This is a genomic window from Exiguobacterium sp. s140 (assembly GCF_018617035.1).
In the GTDB taxonomy this organism is placed as follows: Bacteria; Bacillota; Bacilli; order Exiguobacteriales; family Exiguobacteriaceae; genus Exiguobacterium; species Exiguobacterium profundum.
On record NZ_JACSJK010000003.1, the window covers coordinates 17,942 to 34,393 of the forward strand.

The following is a 16,452-nucleotide window of genomic DNA, read 5'->3' on the forward strand; positions in this document are numbered from 1 at the left end:
CTGCTTTGAGGAATAGGATAAGATAATCTATATCATAGGGATTCCAACGAATATTACTTTATTTAAAGGAGTGTTTTTGTGTATTCAAACGATTATTTTCATAATTCCGATGAGATTTTGGATAAGTTGACGGAATTAGACTTTCATTGCAAAAGGAACGGGGTCGTCAGTGAGTTGGTTATTTTGGGAGGTTCAGGCATCCTTCTCTATATGGAGATGCAGAATGTTCAGTTCAGACCGACGCAGGATATTGATGTGAATATTATTAGAGCGACAGATGTGAATGAAGCCATCTCTCAGTTAAGAGATGGAGGTTTTGATATCGTTGGAGGTGTCAGCGAACTGCCTCCTAGAGAGGATTATATCCCTGGTGAGACCATCTTCGAGCTTGACCTTGATTTGGATGCTCTTAAGGTATACGTCCCATCTATCGAAATACTTGCTTGCACGAAACTCTTTAGCAAGCGGGAAAAGGATTTCCTAGACTTGAAAAATACGAATATCTTGAATCAGTGTGACAAGGAAACGCTATTAGATATGGTTGAAGAGTACAAGCCATATATGCTAAATCCTGAGGATACGGCATATAATGTACACGAATTGCTTCACTTTTTTGAAGAACGGGGTATATAATAAGAGAACAGATACTATTACGTAGGGAAAGGAGGCGATTGGAATGGTAAAACCAGTGTTGCATGATGAGTATGTAAGGGAATTAACTGGGCTGTTCAATTATCTATCTGATGGTGGAACTGAATACCGCAAGAAAACAGCGGAACTTGCGCTTACCGTTGCGAAACAAGTTGTAGACCCTTACGATTTCTGGTCACGTGCAAGAGCGGCTGAACACCTTTTCAACCGTTTACCTGGACTCGACGAAGAACGTCGCAAAGACGTTTCAAAAATGTTGTCTGTCACCGTTCGTGACCTTCACCGAAAGTACAATCGTAGTGCAGAGGTTACACGATATGTTGAAGAAAAGCGAAAGAAACGAAAACCTTTGGCTTTCGTATAAAGGAGCTTGAACCGTTCGTCGGTTCGAGCTTTTTATATACATATTCAAATCCCGTAGAAAAGAAAAAAACCTGTATTCACAAGGAATACAGGAGAATAGAATGTTCGCCGAGAGAAAGGTGACAAGCCTCTCTCCGCAAGAGAACATGGACACTACACAAGGTACGACCGACAAATCGTACACCAGATATAGTTAAAACTTAAGACATTCTATGTCCTCAAAGAGCTGAATATTCTAGTTATTTGAGAAGTGCTAAGACCTGCTGATTGTTTAACATGCCGTGTGACATCATCGACATGGAAGCATCCATGAGCATCTGGTGTTTCGTCATTTCTAATGTCTCCTTGGCTACATCCACATCCATAATCTTAGAGAGTCTTTTCTCTAAGTTTAGTCCGGCATCTTTCAGATGTTCTTGTTTGAACACTAGGCGATTCGTCACTGCACCGATGGATGAACGTTCTCGCAATACCATCTTGGATACATTTTGCAACACCAACAAAAAATCTTGGGCATCCCCTGATGTATTCAAGCCGACAGCCCCATCTTTTCTGAAATCATCCATCGTCTTATAGACACCGTTCCTATCGTTCCCTCCGAGACCATCTGTCCCTAGATATCCGAAATCGATATGGAAAGGTGAACCCTTATCGTCAATCGAGATGACGAACCCGCCACTCGCATCGAAGATTCCCTTTCCACCGTATGTCGCCTTGTTCGTGACCTGATGGAATTCATCAATCAGTTCATCTACTTCAATACGAATGGCTTCAAAGGATTCTTGTGAGATTGTCTCATTTGATGCTTTCAAAGCAAGTTCTTCTAAACGAGCCAACATGCCGGAGCCTTTCTCAGCCACACTGTCCGCATAATTTAACAACGAGATGGCGCTCGAAACATTTTGTTGAGCTTGATGATTCCCACGGATGGACAAGCTTAGTAAATCACTTTGCACCAACCCCGAAGGATTGTCAGAGGCACGATTGATATTTTTACCAGATGAGATTCTTTCCAAGGATTTAGAGGCAAGCTGAAAATGCGTTTGATAATTATTATTGATTGTCTTCAAGACAGAATAGTCCATAGTCAGACACCTCCTATCATTGAAGTAATCTCAAGACTTGTTGATTGTTCAACATGCCTTGAGACATCATCGACATGGAAGCATCCATGAGCATCTGATTTTTTGTCATCTCTAACGTTTCTTTCGCCACATCGACGTCACGAATGCGTGCATCAGATTTTGAAAGATGCGTGGAGCGGTCAAGGAGAGCTTCCGAGCGGAAATCCAAGCGGTTTCGAGTCGCACCGAGATTCGCTCGTTCTGCGGTGATTTGACGAATCGCTTTATCGACGTTCCCTGCGAGAACACTTGCGTTATCCTTATTGACCGTCAGCTCCATCCCACCACCCCATTCGAACTTGTTGAGCGTGGTCGCCGTATATCCTAGATAGTTCGTATCCATGTCACGGATATCAATATTGATTTTTTCCCCATGTGCACCTACGGTAATGTCAAAATCTGCTTCACCATTCAGCACTTTCTTTCCGTTGTAGGTCGTTTCATTCGCAATGTCACCCACTTCTTCAAGAAGGTCGTCCACTTCTTCTTGGATGGCTTTCATTTCTTCATCCCCGAGAATCTCATTCGATGCTTTTAGGGCAAGTTCATGCACCCGCTCCAACAACTTGGTCTGTGAAGCCATGGCACCATCGGCAACATCGATGAGCGATTTGGCGTCTCCGATGTTTTTACGAGCCTGCTCTGCTCCTCGAATTTCGATACGAAGGTTTTCTGACTGCATCAAGCCGGAGGCGTCGTCAGAAGCTCTGTTAATCCGTGACCCTGTGGCGAGTCTCTCCATCGATTGACTTGCTCGTTGCGAATAGGTTGAATATTGGTTGTACGCTTGCAAAAGTGCGATGTTCTGATTGATGTTCATAGATATACCACTCCCTTACTTTTTCTTTTAAAATACAATTATATATTGACAATAGTCAAAATATATAAGCTCTACCCCTGTTCTACACAGCGAACAGAAAAAGTCCCCCTCGAATGTCGAAGGGAACTTCTATTAGCGTAGAAGTTGTAAGACTAGTTGTTGAGACTGCATGGACTGGGCAAGCATTGAAGAAGATGCTTGAGATAGAATTTGATGCTTCGTCATCTCCATCATCTCCTTTGCAACATCAACGTCACGAATACGTGATTCAGCTTCCGTTAAATTTTTAGAGGTCGATTTTAGATTTTCCAATGTAAACTCCATCCGGTTTTCTTTCGCACCCAATGTCGCCCGTTCTGTCGAGAGTGTCTTCAGAGCCTCTTCAGAAGCACCGATTAGTGCCAATGCTGTTGTTCTGTCAACCACTTGGTTCGTACCGCCGGTTTTGAACGAATCAAGCTTATTCGTCGAATCACCCAAGACAGATGTGCTCATCGAGCCGATATTGACGTTCAGCGCTTCCCCGTTGGCACCGACTGAGATATTGAGATTCGCTGTGCCATCGAGTAACTTTTTCCCATTGAAGCTCGTCTTACTAGCTGTCGTATCAAGCTCTTCCAATAGTTCGTTGATTTCAATTCCAATCGTTTCTAATTCATCATCCCCCATCGTTTCAGATGAAGCCTTGACCGCCAATTCATTGATACGCTTAAGCACTTCCTGTCCCGTTTTGAAACCACCTTCAGCCGTCTGGATAAGAGAGATACCATCCTGAACATTGGATTGAGCTTGGTTCAGACCACGGATTTGAGCACGCATCTTCTCAGAGATAGCGAGACCTGCGGCGTCATCTGCCGCACTATTGATACGAAGACCTGAAGAAAGGCGCTCCATCGATTTTTGCATGAGTGTATTGTTCCGATTCATTTGATTGTATGCATTAAGTCCTGAAATGTTGTTGTTGATAATCATAAATATCAAGCCCCTTTTCGTTCGTTTATATGCATATTATCATTTATTTTTTAGACTATAGTCAAAATTATGGAGGTCTACCCCTAAAAAAAGAGCACCAATTTGGCGCTCCTTGTTCTTTACGGCATTAAGTTTCGTACCAGTCTCAAAGCCTCAATGTAGACCCATACAATCGTCATTACAAGTCCGACTGCTAGGAACCATTCGTACTCCTCCCCTGCCCCTTTTTCGATATAATCCTCGATTAACATATAATCATTGAAAAAGCTTAGGCTTGCAAAAATGAGCATCAACACGCTAAGCCCGATAGCCAAAGGCGAACCATCGTATAGGAAACTCGTATTCATACCGAACAACGTACCTACTAGAAGGATTAAGTAAAATAGAAAGCTTCCCGTCATCATAATGGCAATCACATTGTAAAATTTACCCCCACGCTTCATTTTCACCACACCCGAAGCAAAGAAAGTGAACGTTGCAATGGCGATGGCGAAGGTCGCTACGATAGCTATCAACACAACGTGCCCACCGGACAGTTTCAACGTGAGGATAGACAAAATACCAAGCAATACACCCTCTGAAATGGCATACAATGCGCCATATGCTCTTGCATGGAGCGGCTTGAATATGATGACCAGTGAGCTGATGAGTGCAATCGCAATTGCCACCCAGAACGTCGTCATCATCGCCCCTCGGTTCGCCTCCAAATCCCCTGCGAATAAAAGAACACTCACTAGAGACGACATAATCACAAGGGAAAGCATGACGAATGTCTTGGAATAGACACCCTTCCTCGATACGACACGGTTACTGGACTCTGCGGTTAAATCTTGTTTTAGTATTGGGTTTTTCATCTAAATGACCACCTCTTCTTTATATTTGAACTGGAAAGGATTCAATAGAGGTTGATGATTTCTTTCGTAGGTTGCAGATAATCCGCAATAAATACCCCTACAATAAAACAAGCCTCTATATATAACAGCCAAAAAATAGTCTTCAATCTTCTCAACATCCTTCCGTTCTTCATTTTATGCTATGCGCAAATCCGTAGATAATAACAAAACAGGGTCACTAGACCCTGTTTTTAGTGGTTCGAGTCATTTCTTATTCTTTTTGATGTCTCGAATGACATAATATCGCCACAATTCCTGTGATTCATCTCTGTTAATACATGCCTCGATTTCTCCAGTTCCTACTCTCACCAAAAGAAAATGAGTGCCTTGCAGGAAGTGTTTTTCGAATCCTTCTGTTGAAACCACAAGTAAGTCTCCGTCATCTGTGACCAGGATGTCCCCGGGTTCATGATTCCAATCCAACTCTTTTTCCATGGTCAATCACTCCTTGTTCAGATATATTTACCTACTGTCTCCATCACTTTTTCCGCATTAAATGGTTTAACCAGGAAGTCTTTGGCTCCGGCTCGGATTGAGTCGATTACCATGGCTTGCTGTCCCATTGCTGAGCACATGATGACCTTTGCTTCAGGATGACGTCGGACAATCTCTTCAACTGCTCGAATGCCATCCATTTCAGGCATTGTGATGTCCATAGTGACGAGGTCGGGAAGAAGCCCATCATACTTTTCAATTCCGTCAGCACCATTCACTCCTTCACCCACAACCTCATGTCCTTCCTTCTCAAAGATACCTCGTAACATCATTCTCATGAATGCGGCATCATCGACCACTAAAACTCTTGCCATTCTATCTCCTCCATATCTACACGCCTTTATATTGAAATAGTATAAAATATTTTTATAGAATAGTCAAAAAATAAAAGTCGCATTAGTACTCTTCATCAAAGCACAAGCGCATCAGAGGACAATCACCATTGGTTATCCGCTCAAAGCCCTTTTCCTCATACCACGAGACGAGGTCAAAGTCATTTGATTCTAACGTATCGGCTACGAGATAGATGACATCCATCTCCCGTTCGACAGCCAAGTCGATAAATTCATCGAGGAGAGACGTCCCGACTCCACTTCCTCGTTCTTCCTCTTCCACCCACAAGTTCTTTAGAATGCCAACAGACTCCGAGGAACTCTGTTTCTCTTCGAAATGAGAGACGAGACCTTTCGACTCCATGTAGTTGAACACTCTTCCGATGTGCTCAGGCGAACAGAGCAACCCTTCATATCCTGCATCCATCTCTTCTAAAACATGACTTACAAATGGTTCTTGCATCCTTTTCACTCCTCAATCATATCGATTCTACTGTTTTCTCTTCTTTTTACATCCTATTCGAGAATTGTAGATTCAATACAGTTATGAAGGAAATCATTAAAACGTAGAATAAATGGAATAAAAAAATAAGGATAGCAAAACTGCTACCATTTCAGGAGGATATCACATGATGACTTTGAAACAGGATTTAAAACAGATGCATGTAGACGAACTACGTTCATATGCTGAACTTCTAGAGCAAGAGATTGAAAATCTCAATGAGGAGCTAGAGACAGCAAAAGTGAACGAAGGGGCTTATAGCATCGGTCGAAGTGACATTCGTTATTTCTTGTCTACCATCCTTGGGATTGAGGAAGAGTACGTATCAAGTGAGCTTGTAGAAGATGCCTTCAATAAAATCAAGGGTAAATTCACTCTCGAAGGAGAGTCAGATACCTTTATTGCATATATTAAGTCCACATTAGACGTGAAGAATCTTCACAATGTGTATTCAGGGATGCTCAGCGATGACGGTTCTACACTTCACATCTACTTTCATGATGAGCCCGGGATGGATACACCAGATGCTACGTTCACTGGTGATGCCGTGAATGGCTTGCTCAAGAAGGTCTTCGGTGAAAACTATGAAACGGATGTGGTGGATGACACATTCACATTTACCTTTGACCGTTCATTGTTGGGAGAATAGAGCTCGAACAAGATGACGACAAGGTATTTCTTATAAAACTATGAAATGGGGAACAACTATGGAACTGAAACTGGTCAAGAACACAGAGGAATTAGCTTTAATGGAAGTCGTATTTGAAGATGCAATCGACCGAATGAGTCATCAAGGGTTCAGCGGTCATGAAAAATACATCAAGATGACAAAAGGAGCGAATCACCAAATCACGGTATATGACAAAGATTCAAAAGTCTTGAATTCATTCGGATTTGGAAGTAGTGGATATACGATTGTCTCAGCAGATACCGGCTGTCTACGTGACAAGGTGACAGCCTTCTTACTCCGAGAACGGATTCAGATGAAAAAACGAGGCACTGAAATCGAACGTGAACTGAAAATCATGCCCCCGACTCCTGGGTTTGGTATTAAAGGTCAGTTTTGCATTCATTTAGGTGATAATTTCGCCGCATTTCTTCCTAGTGAAGAAGCCATTCGAGAGATGTTTGGAGAGTACCAGATTTACAAGAAAGAGAAAGCAGTAACAGGTGTGATGGTACACTATGCAACCTTGCTATAAGCGAGAACCTCTTTAGAGGTTCTTTTTTTAAGCCTCCCATCCCCTGCATAGAATGAATCATAACCATATATGGCGTACAAGTATGTACAAGATGAATAGAAAGGATGATATGAGTGACGGAATATCAAATGTTCTACCACGTGACACCAGAGTCCAATTTGGAATCCATCTTTGAAAAAGAGCTGATGCCTACCATTGGGGAGCGTTCGGCGCAATGCGAATCCATGCCTTTGGTTTTCCTATTCAATTCACTTGAGGATTGCGAGACGGCTCTAGCAAATTGGTTGGGAGAGGAATTTGAAGACATCTATGAACGCCTTGCGGTCTTGGAGGTGACTCTTCCAGATTCTTTCCCCTTAATCACGACAGTAGAATGGGAATCTGCTTCAGGAACAGTAATCTCTCCGAATCAAATACAGATTCATCATTACGAATAACTAGAAAGGATGGTGTGACCAATGAGTGATGTCGTTGACCGAGCACTGAATGAGCAGGAAATAAGATTGGTGAAGGACGGTATGCCACACGACTTCTTGGATGAGTGTACATACTGCCAAGGAAGCGGATGTGAATACTACCATTATGGTGTCGGAGACTGTCCGGATTGTCAGGCGACAGGATTTAAGTACGGTTTGGAAGCGCAGAAATATTCTGAAGAATGGGGGAACAATGTCTATGCGTTGTTAGAAACGATGAAAGAACATCTCGTAACGGAACATGGATATATTCAGAAGCGATTCGTCACACCAAATGACGAAAAATTCTTGCTTTCTTTTTTTGGTCATCTCTTTTCAAGGGAATATTTTAATGACCATCAGAAAATGATTGATGAATTCCGACGTGAAATTCCAGGAGTCGTTTTTGACAAGAAACCCAACGTCTGTGGAAGTGTCACCTCTCTAGGCACACTAATGATTTACATCGGAATCAGTGTCGAAGAGGTAAAGAAAAATCCTGAAACTATTGTTTATCCTGACTATGTAGTTTTGGCATTTGAAAAAGATGTACGTAGAACATTTGGTGGTGTGTTTTCGAGTTTAGTAGAAGAAGATGTTTTTGAGCTCGCTTGGCTAGACCTCGATTCTATACCGAATGACGCAGAAAGCTACTATGTCCGTGCTGATTTTATCTGAGACACTCATTTATTTGAGTGTTTCTTTTTTTTATGTACAAGGCAATCTTACGAACGTGGAACATAAAAAAGATACCTCATTTCAAGGTATCTCACATCATCAAATCATTTTATAGCCCATTCTTTCCAATCGGTGCTTCTTCCAATCCTCGCACTCTTCAACCAAACCAAATGTGATGTTGAAGAATCCAGGTTGTTCGGTTTCAGAAAGCAACTCCTTCCGATAGTCATAATAGAGCGTGTAGACTTTAAATGAAAGGTCTTTGTCTTTGACATAGAGAATCATGTCATCGAAAAACTTTTCTAGCTTCATCTCGTTCTTAAGATTTCGAATGAGCGTCTTTGGCTGAACATCGAATCTTAGCTTGGTGAATTCGCTTGCGTATGGTTTGATGTATTCCTCAATCGAATGCATCATATCATCAAGGTTGAATCCACCATTATTGTAAACGTCATAGTAAACCTTGTTGCAGGTGATAAATAAATTCATAAGAGGGTTAGTCGTCATCCCCCAATCAACCATTTTCTCATTGATAACATTTAATTCAGCTTGAAAGTTCCCTTGTCCATTCCAATAAGTATTCATCGTGACCTTCCTCCTCAAATATATGGTAGCGTTGCTACTCCAATGTTTCTAGACCATATATCGTATGCACCTATATAGGTAAGTATGATTTTTTAATTGACTATAGTAGAAAAATCGACTAATTACTTAATTTTACCCTGATTTTAAAATTGACTTCCGAAAAAACTAGTTTTCATCGTTCCAATGGCTTCATCAAGCTATTTCACTTGGTTTTAATCTGTTTTGACATTTGATTATTTTGGTGACATGGCAGATTTAAAATATGATAGGTATAATCCCTGTTTTACAGTCATTTTCTCCTATTCATAGCCCTGATTAACGCATTGACCCAAGTTCTTAATTCCCTATCATGAAATATGTTGGGGAAAAACTAAGAATCAGTGGAGGTGAATCTAATTCATGGATACAACACAAGTGTCGCCCTACCGGGTGTTCATCGTTGAAGATGACCCGATGGCTTTGAAGGTTCATCGTTCTTTCGTTGAGAGCGATGGTGAAATCGAGGTGATTGGACATGCTCACAACAAGGAAGATGCCATCACCATTGCGACCGAGCTCAAACCAGACCTCATTTTGATGGATATTAATTTGACGCCGAAGGATGACCAACATGGCATCGATGCGGCAATACACCTCTCTACGGCAATTCCAGATACAAAAATCATCATGTTGAGCGGAATCTTAAATGAGGATACTGTACGAAGCACCATCGGTCTCGGTGTGGCTGTGAACTATCTATTGAAATCAAAACCCGACAAGCTCAAACCTGCCATTTTTGACGCCATGAATGACACCAATCAAATCGATGGCTCGGTCGTCGGATTTATTCTTCAGGATTATCAAGAAACCTTGAAATCTACCATGCAAAAGCTGACCAAGCAACAGTTAAAGATTCTAGAACTGTTCTATCGAGGCTATTCAATTGATGAAGTGGCAGATGCGTTGAAGCTTGAAAGACAATCCGTCCAAAATCATCGACAAGGAATTGCGAAGAGATGCCTTGGATGGAAATGGCGATTGCGAAAATTGACCACTATCGAGCTTGCGCAACGAGCAAAGGCGATGGGGTTGTTTTGATAAACTTATTAGTACTTTAAGGTAAAGAGAGTGTGTTTAAATGAGAGTCATCCGATTGTCTTTCGTTCTGGTTTTAATCGCTTCTCTATTGGTTATCAATTTGCTGTACTTTGTAAACACACGGGAGACATTGATTAACAATCAGGCTGAAAAGGTTAATGTCGTAGTTGACAACATGGTGAATTCCATTGAATCGACAAAGAAAAGTGAAAATTACTTCAATGAGTTTATGGCGAAGGAGTTACGGACTGCGTCTATCGCTATCCAGAACGCTTTACCTCCGAATATTGAAGATGTAAAGAATGAAGACTTGGTTGAGTTGACAGAAAAATTGGGTCTTCAAGGTATTGCCCTGTTCATAGAAAAAGATAATGATGTGATTGGAGTAAAATCCAACATGCCGGAGCAAATCGGATTAAAGACCCGTGCTTGGGCAGATGGAATGTGGTACAACATGTTTAAACAGTTGTTGACGAACCATAATGTAGAGCTAATACCGGGCTTTGGGCAGTCATTGGAGAATTTCTGGGCAGGACCTATCGATACAAGCTCAGCAAATCCCAAAATGGTTAGCAAGTGGGGATATTATAATGATGGGACAACAGATTACCTAATCAATCCATTCATGGATGATGGTACGATGAGCCGGTACAAAGATGAGGTTGGCGTAAATGAATTAATACGAGATGCAGAAGAAGAACGAGACTTTATTCTAGACGTGTCCGTAATTAATTCAAACGCATTAATTAACGGTGAGAAGACAACACGTGACACGGGTATCGTATGGCTCTCAGACAAGTTGAAGGTTTATGGTGATTATGAATACCAATCAAAAGCCGATAAAAATGCAGTCGAGGTCGCCATTCAGGAGAACCATCCTGTACGTCGAACAATTGATGATGGAAACAAGACCCTGCTTAAATTCTATCAACCGGTGCCCTTCAAAAACGGGGACAATCTACAAGATGAACTAGTCATTGTGGTTGCCACGGATTATGAACTTATTCAAGATGAACTGCATGAACGGGTTATCAGACAATTCATCGCATCTGTCATCGTATTTATGATTGCCTTCACCATGGTATATGTCTTGATATTAATAATTACCAAGAGAGAACGAACCATTTTTAATGTACAAGAGATTTACACTGAACAGATTCAGTCCTTATTCAAACGGGTTAGAGAACAGAGGCATGATGCCAACCATCATCTATACACCATCTCTGGTCTTCTTAAAATCGAGGCTTATGAAGAAGCGGGACGATATGTCGATACCCTTACGAATCTTGAAGAGCCAACGAACGAATTGGTGAACTTGAGCATTCCCGCATTTGCAGGGCTGTTACAGTCAAAATTAGCCGAAGCAAATGAGAAAGGGATAGAGATGGAATATCATTTCTCGGATATGAACAATCTCGACCTCAAGTTGGATAAAATCACTGATATGGTCATTGCAACCGGCAACATCATTGACAATGCCTTTCATGCCGTCTTAGAGACGCCAATTGTGAAAGATAAAAAGGTTGGCGTATTTGGAACATATAAGAAAAAGGAGCTCACGTTGTCCATTTCAAACAACGGTGCCCCTATTTCATCTGATGATTTATCTAAAATTTTCTCATTCGGCTTCACCTCTAGAAGAGAGAGAGGCGGAACCGGAATCGGTCTTGCAAGTTCTAAGAAGTCGTTGGAGCGACACGGGGGAACAATCACTGTGTCTAGCAATGATGAATTGACAGAGTTTGTCATCAAGATTCCCGTGTCTGGTAAAGAGATTCTTAAAAATTAAATTTAGGACAAAATCCTCAATATGAGACAGGGGCGGGTCGGTCAGTCGGCTGAATCGTCCCTGTTTTTATGCACACGTTTTTTGAACCTCAGGCACATAGATTTCATCCACTTCGAAAGCATAGCCAAATCCTAGTTCCCCCAAGAAGACTGCACGATATGAGACGAATTTCTGATTGAATACCTTGCCGAACTCTAACATTGCGTCTTCAAGCTCTACGATTCGAGTAATCTTATCTCCATTCATGACGATGACAACATCTGTGTCCATCTCTTCATGTACCGTTACGTATGCACCTTCTCCATATGCTACTTTTGCCATTTCGTTTACCGTTTCGTTTGTCATTGCAACTGTCTTCATTATATATTCCTCCTGTATGAAACCTCTGTTTTTTTAAAGAAAGACTCTTTCAATCTTTTGCCTTTCTTTTGGTTCGTTTTGTTATCTTAACTATATTCCTGATAGGTAATTTTGACTATACTCAATTTTTAGAGTATAACTATAAGCCTATTATGGCTTAACACTAAGTTCTATCAGAAAGCACTATAAACCTATTCATATCAACATTTGAATCCAATTTTGACTATTGTCGAATTTTGTCGAGAACGCTTGTTCTGGGTCTTTTGGTCTATTTTAGATAGCCCATTTATCACCCAAAGTGACATCCGTATGCGAAGTCGTTTCATCCTGTTATTTCTACTTGGAAGCCAGAATTATACACCTCTTTTTGAAAGAAAGTTTATACGTCTTATGTTTTGTATATACCTATTCTATATATTGATTTGTACAACAGTCAAATTTACGGTGCACTATAGTCAAAAAATATCCAATTCATATTCCCACTCATTCCATGAGACCTAAAAAAGCCGACCCGCTAGACGGTCAGCCCTTCGTTCGCATAAATCTTCTTAAAGATGGAATCCTTCCATCTTTCATTTCGAACATAACAAAATCCGAAGAAGACGACGTTTGGTCTATTTATCTCTCTCCCATCGAAGAATGTCTCGGAGACCCAAATAGACACCGTTTCCTCTTGCTCTGTAAATATGATTGTCTTTTTATATCCAAAATGTGATGTTTTAATCTCCTTGATGCGACCAACGATTAAAAACAATTGTTTCTCTTCATAGTCTTTCGACTCTTTCAAGTAACTTTCAATTTTACTTACTTTCTCTCTAAGGCATACCTTAGCTCCCGCCCACCATTCCGACTTATTTCTTTCGATTAGTTGCTCAACATCATCCACCCAATCTTCACGATAAATACCTGAAAGCTTTGGTGACTTCGGTATATCTCTAATGATAAACACGGGAACCGTTTTTCCCTTCCGATATCTCACACAGTTTTCCTTGTGCTTTTTTTCTATATTGTCGTATTTCAAATCTGAGGGATAGTAGATTGCCCCATTCGCATTGATACCAAATGGACAGCCACATCCACATCTGAATGAAATCTTTCCTTCCTCCCACTCTCTTCTCCATCTAATCCTTTGTTTTCTCGTCAATGGCTTGTCATAGGATATTCGATAAGTCTTCATGCGTTGATGGTCATACAACTCATACCAGTTATTCATGCCACTCCCTCCATTTCATTTTTCAGAATTTTCTATTATCGTAGATAATTGTTTGCGCTCTCACAACCCGAAACACGAAAAAAGACTGAAATGAATTCAGTCTTTAGTAGATGTCATGTTTTATGGTGTTCTGTATGTGTAATCGTTATCTAGCATTTGTTCTTCAATATACAGTTCCATCATGTATGGATTATTTGCTTCTATTGTAGCAAATCCTTTGATGGTCGAGTTCAGAATGACCATGATTCCCTCTTCCATTCCATTTATGAGAGAAGCGTATTCGTGAACAATGGAGTGGCTCAAAAAGAACTCTCTACCCGTAATCGTTAGGTTTCCAACAAGGTTTGAATGATGCACCATCAGTTTGGTATCTTTCAATATAATCGGGTTGGTTACATCCCCTTCAATCAGGCTCTCTCCACCTTCTCGTTCTTCCTCGTTGTTGAAACCAAAGAGTAACTCGCCTCCTTCAATCATTAGGTTTCTGAGAACCATCCATTCGAGGCTCTGAAGACGCTTCAGAGGTTTTTTATCATAGACCGTTACATTCAGAAATACACTTTGTAGATAGAGTGAGGCATGTGCTTCTTTTTCTGGTTGGACAAAGATTTTACTGTTTATCACAGAGAATGTGTTTCCCGCATAAGTACTTTTCAAAGGGAATTCTCCGAATGACGTGACAGTACTGGACTGTATTCGACAATCCGACGATGAAAGGAACACATTCTTTAACTCTGAATCATCGATGATACCTTTACAGTCATTTAAAGTCGAATTGACAATCAAGCCTGACCTCATCAATATATCCCCTGATATACGTGACCCCATCAGTAACCCAGACTGTATCCAACAATCTCCTTCTTGGCTCAACATCGAGTTGGATTTTAGTATCCATCCTCCCAAATCGCCTTTTTTGATTCCATGTCTAGGAATATCACGAGTCGCAATGATTTGATGAAATGTTCCTAAACGGTGGTGAATCGTCTCGCCATTAAATTCATATTTTTTGTTTTTCATGTACTCTACACCTTTCACAACACGATAGATTGTTCTTCCGTAAGGGTTTTGCCTTGGATTTCAAATTCATCTGTATGCGTCTTGGTCAAGAGGATGGATGTGAAGTCATTCATTGAAACTTCTCGGAGTGTCAATATTTGATTCATTTGATTCTCGACCATCGCATAACCACTTAGGTTGGTAGATTCCAACAATAGATTGCCTGACAAAAAGATATAGCCGTTCAGGTTTGCGTTATTCAAATACGTTCGTCCATTTGAAAAACTTACAGGACGTTTCTTCGATATGCCCTGAATATTGTATTCCGAACCACTATGCATGACCAATTCAGTACCTTTGTTAAGAAGGACATGCTTCATATTTAGTTTTCCATTCAGATTGACCTGAAGGATGTCTTCAGCATATACGTCCTCAAGTTTACCGGATGCCATGATATGGCTGTCAAAGCGGTCACCAATCTTATCCGTACCATCTCTTCGGACTTCTAGATGAACATTGTTCATGTGGAGTCCGTCATCGACGCTGATGATTTTTAACTCACCGATGTCTGACTTGAGAAAGCACCGCTCTAGAAAGATTTCACCATTTCCCCAATTCAATACGCTTGTTTTTTCAATTAATCCATGTCGGGTCGTGATGATTTTTTTCGCCTCGATGGTAGACTCATGTATCGAGGTGTCATCTATATCGACGTCCCCCGTGATTTTAGAGTCAAACACCACTGCTTCAATTATCTTACCGGTACAATGAATCACACTCGAACCTTGAATGGATGGGAGATGGCTCCTCCAACCGCCTCCTGAAATCAAGACATCTCCCGACACCTTTGCACGCTCTCGGATGACACCATGCCCCAACCAACAGTCTCCTTCATGAGACAAGTTCTCTTCAGAAAAGATATATCCACCGACATCTCCCATTTTCACACCATGAAGCGGGATGTCTCGTAATGCACGGATTTGATTTACGGTACACGTAACCTCCTCCCCCGCACTATTCGTGAACTTCTCCAATTTCGTCTTGCCTGTGAACTCATACTTCATCTCTGTCAACATTTTGTTTACACTCCTTTAAAGTAAAATGATTTTCATCATGCCTGTTCTATGCTGATAGATTATTCTATGGCAACAAAAAACGCTTTATGCAATGGTCTATCAGTTTAGTTAAACAACCATATTAAAAAGGGATGAGAATATTCCCATCCCTTAGTCCAACCAACTTAAGCATCTTTCTTGAGGACGATGCCAGTCTTAGGTGAAAACATAACCGGTTCTCCCACCTTCTTCATCTTTTGAATCTTATTCGGTTCCGGGGGGAATACATGCGGCTTCACCAACTGAAGCATTTCACTTGTCAGCGGTGCAATGACCTCCTTTTCCCACAGACGTTCTTCCAGTGCGATTATCATATCCTGATGTGTCGTCCGCTCCTGTAGCGTCAACAGCAGGTTTGACAAGTCTAGCGCTTCTCCACCATTGACCGACAGCAAATAGCGTTCTTCACCTGAGCATTGATTGTACCCATACGTTTCGCTAAAACCCGCAAAAAAGCGTGCCACTTCTGGTTCCAACGAAAAGCTCGCTAAAGGTCTAGGCTCTAACGTGGTGCCAGTCTTGACTTGCATCCCTCTATGATAAGTGTCGAATACAGGGAAATCTGATTTGAAGGTATCGAAGAATAAATGCATATTCAATAAAACCTCTTCATTGATACTGCCGTTCAACCATTCAATCAGAAAGTTTTCCCATCTGCGGTTGTCTTCATCGTAATCATCATACAACCCGTCTGTAAGCAAGCTACTTCTGAAAAATTGAATCGACTGCACATCCTCTTCATTGAAACTCATGAATTGCTGAACTGTCATATCAGTTCCTCCTTAAAAAGAAATAGAATGTATACCTAAATTCAGTTTCTACTATCGTAT

Annotated in this window: 21 protein-coding genes; 8 read left to right on the forward strand and 13 right to left on the reverse strand. The window is 41.1% G+C overall.

Annotated elements, in window-relative coordinates; all coding sequences use genetic code 11:
* Window positions 1-78 precede the first annotated feature (78 nt).
* On the forward strand, window positions 79-633 hold the full coding sequence (locus KNO61_RS10880; RefSeq protein ID WP_214688051.1) for a DUF6036 family nucleotidyltransferase: 555 nt from the start codon (window positions 79-81) through the stop codon (window positions 631-633).
* A 43-nt stretch (window positions 634-676) separates the two neighbouring features.
* Window positions 677-1,015, forward strand: coding sequence for a hypothetical protein (locus KNO61_RS10885; RefSeq protein WP_214688050.1), 339 nt, complete (start codon window positions 677-679; stop codon window positions 1,013-1,015).
* Window positions 1,016-1,253: 238 nt separating this feature from the next.
* Here KNO61_RS10885 and KNO61_RS10890 read toward each other — a convergent pair whose 3' ends face one another.
* The 7 genes from KNO61_RS10890 to KNO61_RS10920 form a co-directional block, all read right to left on the reverse strand.
* Window positions 1,254-2,099 carry a flagellin gene (locus KNO61_RS10890; RefSeq protein WP_214873295.1) on the reverse strand — a complete coding sequence of 282 codons (846 nt, stop codon included), beginning with the start codon at window positions 2,097-2,099 and terminating at the stop codon, window positions 1,254-1,256.
* 16 nt (window positions 2,100-2,115) lie between these two features.
* Window positions 2,116-2,958 (reverse strand): flagellin N-terminal helical domain-containing protein, encoded by an 843-nt coding sequence (locus KNO61_RS10895; protein WP_214688048.1) that lies wholly within the window; start codon window positions 2,956-2,958, stop codon window positions 2,116-2,118.
* Between the two features lie 132 nt (window positions 2,959-3,090).
* Window positions 3,091-3,930 (reverse strand): flagellin N-terminal helical domain-containing protein, encoded by an 840-nt coding sequence (locus KNO61_RS10900; RefSeq protein ID WP_214688047.1) that lies wholly within the window; start codon window positions 3,928-3,930, stop codon window positions 3,091-3,093.
* Between the two features lie 119 nt (window positions 3,931-4,049).
* Window positions 4,050-4,784, reverse strand: coding sequence for a Bax inhibitor-1/YccA family membrane protein (locus tag KNO61_RS10905; RefSeq protein ID WP_214688045.1), 735 nt, complete (start codon window positions 4,782-4,784; stop codon window positions 4,050-4,052).
* 243 nt (window positions 4,785-5,027) lie between these two features.
* A complete protein-coding gene (locus tag KNO61_RS10910; protein WP_214873298.1) occupies window positions 5,028-5,258 on the reverse strand; it encodes a hypothetical protein in 231 nt (76 codons plus the stop codon).
* A gap of 17 nt (window positions 5,259-5,275) precedes the next feature.
* Window positions 5,276-5,632 (reverse strand): response regulator, encoded by a 357-nt coding sequence (locus KNO61_RS10915; RefSeq protein ID WP_214873300.1) that lies wholly within the window; start codon window positions 5,630-5,632, stop codon window positions 5,276-5,278.
* Between the two features lie 82 nt (window positions 5,633-5,714).
* A complete protein-coding gene (locus tag KNO61_RS10920; protein ID WP_214688039.1) occupies window positions 5,715-6,113 on the reverse strand; it encodes a GNAT family N-acetyltransferase in 399 nt (132 codons plus the stop codon).
* Window positions 6,114-6,279: 166 nt separating this feature from the next.
* Here KNO61_RS10920 and KNO61_RS10925 point away from each other — a divergent pair, with 166 nt between their 5' ends.
* From KNO61_RS10925 to KNO61_RS10940, 4 genes are all read left to right on the forward strand, one after another.
* The gene (locus KNO61_RS10925) at window positions 6,280-6,801 is read left to right on the forward strand and encodes a DUF1192 family protein (protein ID WP_214873302.1); all 522 of its coding nucleotides are present in this window, start codon (window positions 6,280-6,282) and stop codon (window positions 6,799-6,801) included.
* Between the two features lie 58 nt (window positions 6,802-6,859).
* A complete protein-coding gene (locus KNO61_RS10930; protein WP_214873304.1) occupies window positions 6,860-7,354 on the forward strand; it encodes a hypothetical protein in 495 nt (164 codons plus the stop codon).
* A 113-nt stretch (window positions 7,355-7,467) separates the two neighbouring features.
* The gene (locus KNO61_RS10935) at window positions 7,468-7,791 is read left to right on the forward strand and encodes a hypothetical protein (RefSeq protein WP_214873307.1); all 324 of its coding nucleotides are present in this window, start codon (window positions 7,468-7,470) and stop codon (window positions 7,789-7,791) included.
* Window positions 7,792-7,812: 21 nt separating this feature from the next.
* A complete protein-coding gene (locus KNO61_RS10940; protein ID WP_214873309.1) occupies window positions 7,813-8,487 on the forward strand; it encodes an RNA-binding protein in 675 nt (224 codons plus the stop codon).
* A 99-nt stretch (window positions 8,488-8,586) separates the two neighbouring features.
* Here KNO61_RS10940 and KNO61_RS10945 read toward each other — a convergent pair whose 3' ends face one another.
* Window positions 8,587-9,072, reverse strand: coding sequence for a hypothetical protein (locus KNO61_RS10945; protein ID WP_214688029.1), 486 nt, complete (start codon window positions 9,070-9,072; stop codon window positions 8,587-8,589).
* Between the two features lie 399 nt (window positions 9,073-9,471).
* Here KNO61_RS10945 and KNO61_RS10950 point away from each other — a divergent pair, with 399 nt between their 5' ends.
* A complete protein-coding gene (locus KNO61_RS10950) occupies window positions 9,472-10,149 on the forward strand; it encodes a response regulator transcription factor (RefSeq protein ID WP_214688027.1) in 678 nt (225 codons plus the stop codon).
* A gap of 40 nt (window positions 10,150-10,189) precedes the next feature.
* Window positions 10,190-11,938, forward strand: a complete 1,749-nt coding sequence (locus KNO61_RS10955) for a sensor histidine kinase (RefSeq protein ID WP_214688025.1) — start codon at window positions 10,190-10,192, stop codon at window positions 11,936-11,938.
* A gap of 66 nt (window positions 11,939-12,004) precedes the next feature.
* Here KNO61_RS10955 and KNO61_RS10960 read toward each other — a convergent pair whose 3' ends face one another.
* The 5 genes from KNO61_RS10960 to KNO61_RS10980 form a co-directional block, all read right to left on the reverse strand.
* Window positions 12,005-12,298 carry a hypothetical protein gene (locus tag KNO61_RS10960; protein WP_214873311.1) on the reverse strand — a complete coding sequence of 98 codons (294 nt, stop codon included), beginning with the start codon at window positions 12,296-12,298 and terminating at the stop codon, window positions 12,005-12,007.
* 514 nt (window positions 12,299-12,812) lie between these two features.
* The gene (locus KNO61_RS10965) at window positions 12,813-13,511 is read right to left on the reverse strand and encodes a hypothetical protein (protein WP_214873313.1); all 699 of its coding nucleotides are present in this window, start codon (window positions 13,509-13,511) and stop codon (window positions 12,813-12,815) included.
* Window positions 13,512-13,631: 120 nt separating this feature from the next.
* Complete coding sequence (locus tag KNO61_RS10970) at window positions 13,632-14,528, reverse strand: hypothetical protein (RefSeq protein WP_214873316.1); 897 nt, start codon at window positions 14,526-14,528, stop codon at window positions 13,632-13,634.
* A gap of 14 nt (window positions 14,529-14,542) precedes the next feature.
* Complete coding sequence (locus tag KNO61_RS10975; RefSeq protein ID WP_214873318.1) at window positions 14,543-15,583, reverse strand: hypothetical protein; 1,041 nt, start codon at window positions 15,581-15,583, stop codon at window positions 14,543-14,545.
* Window positions 15,584-15,747: 164 nt separating this feature from the next.
* Window positions 15,748-16,392, reverse strand: a complete 645-nt coding sequence (locus tag KNO61_RS10980) for a hypothetical protein (RefSeq protein ID WP_214873320.1) — start codon at window positions 16,390-16,392, stop codon at window positions 15,748-15,750.
* Window positions 16,393-16,452 lie beyond the last annotated feature (60 nt).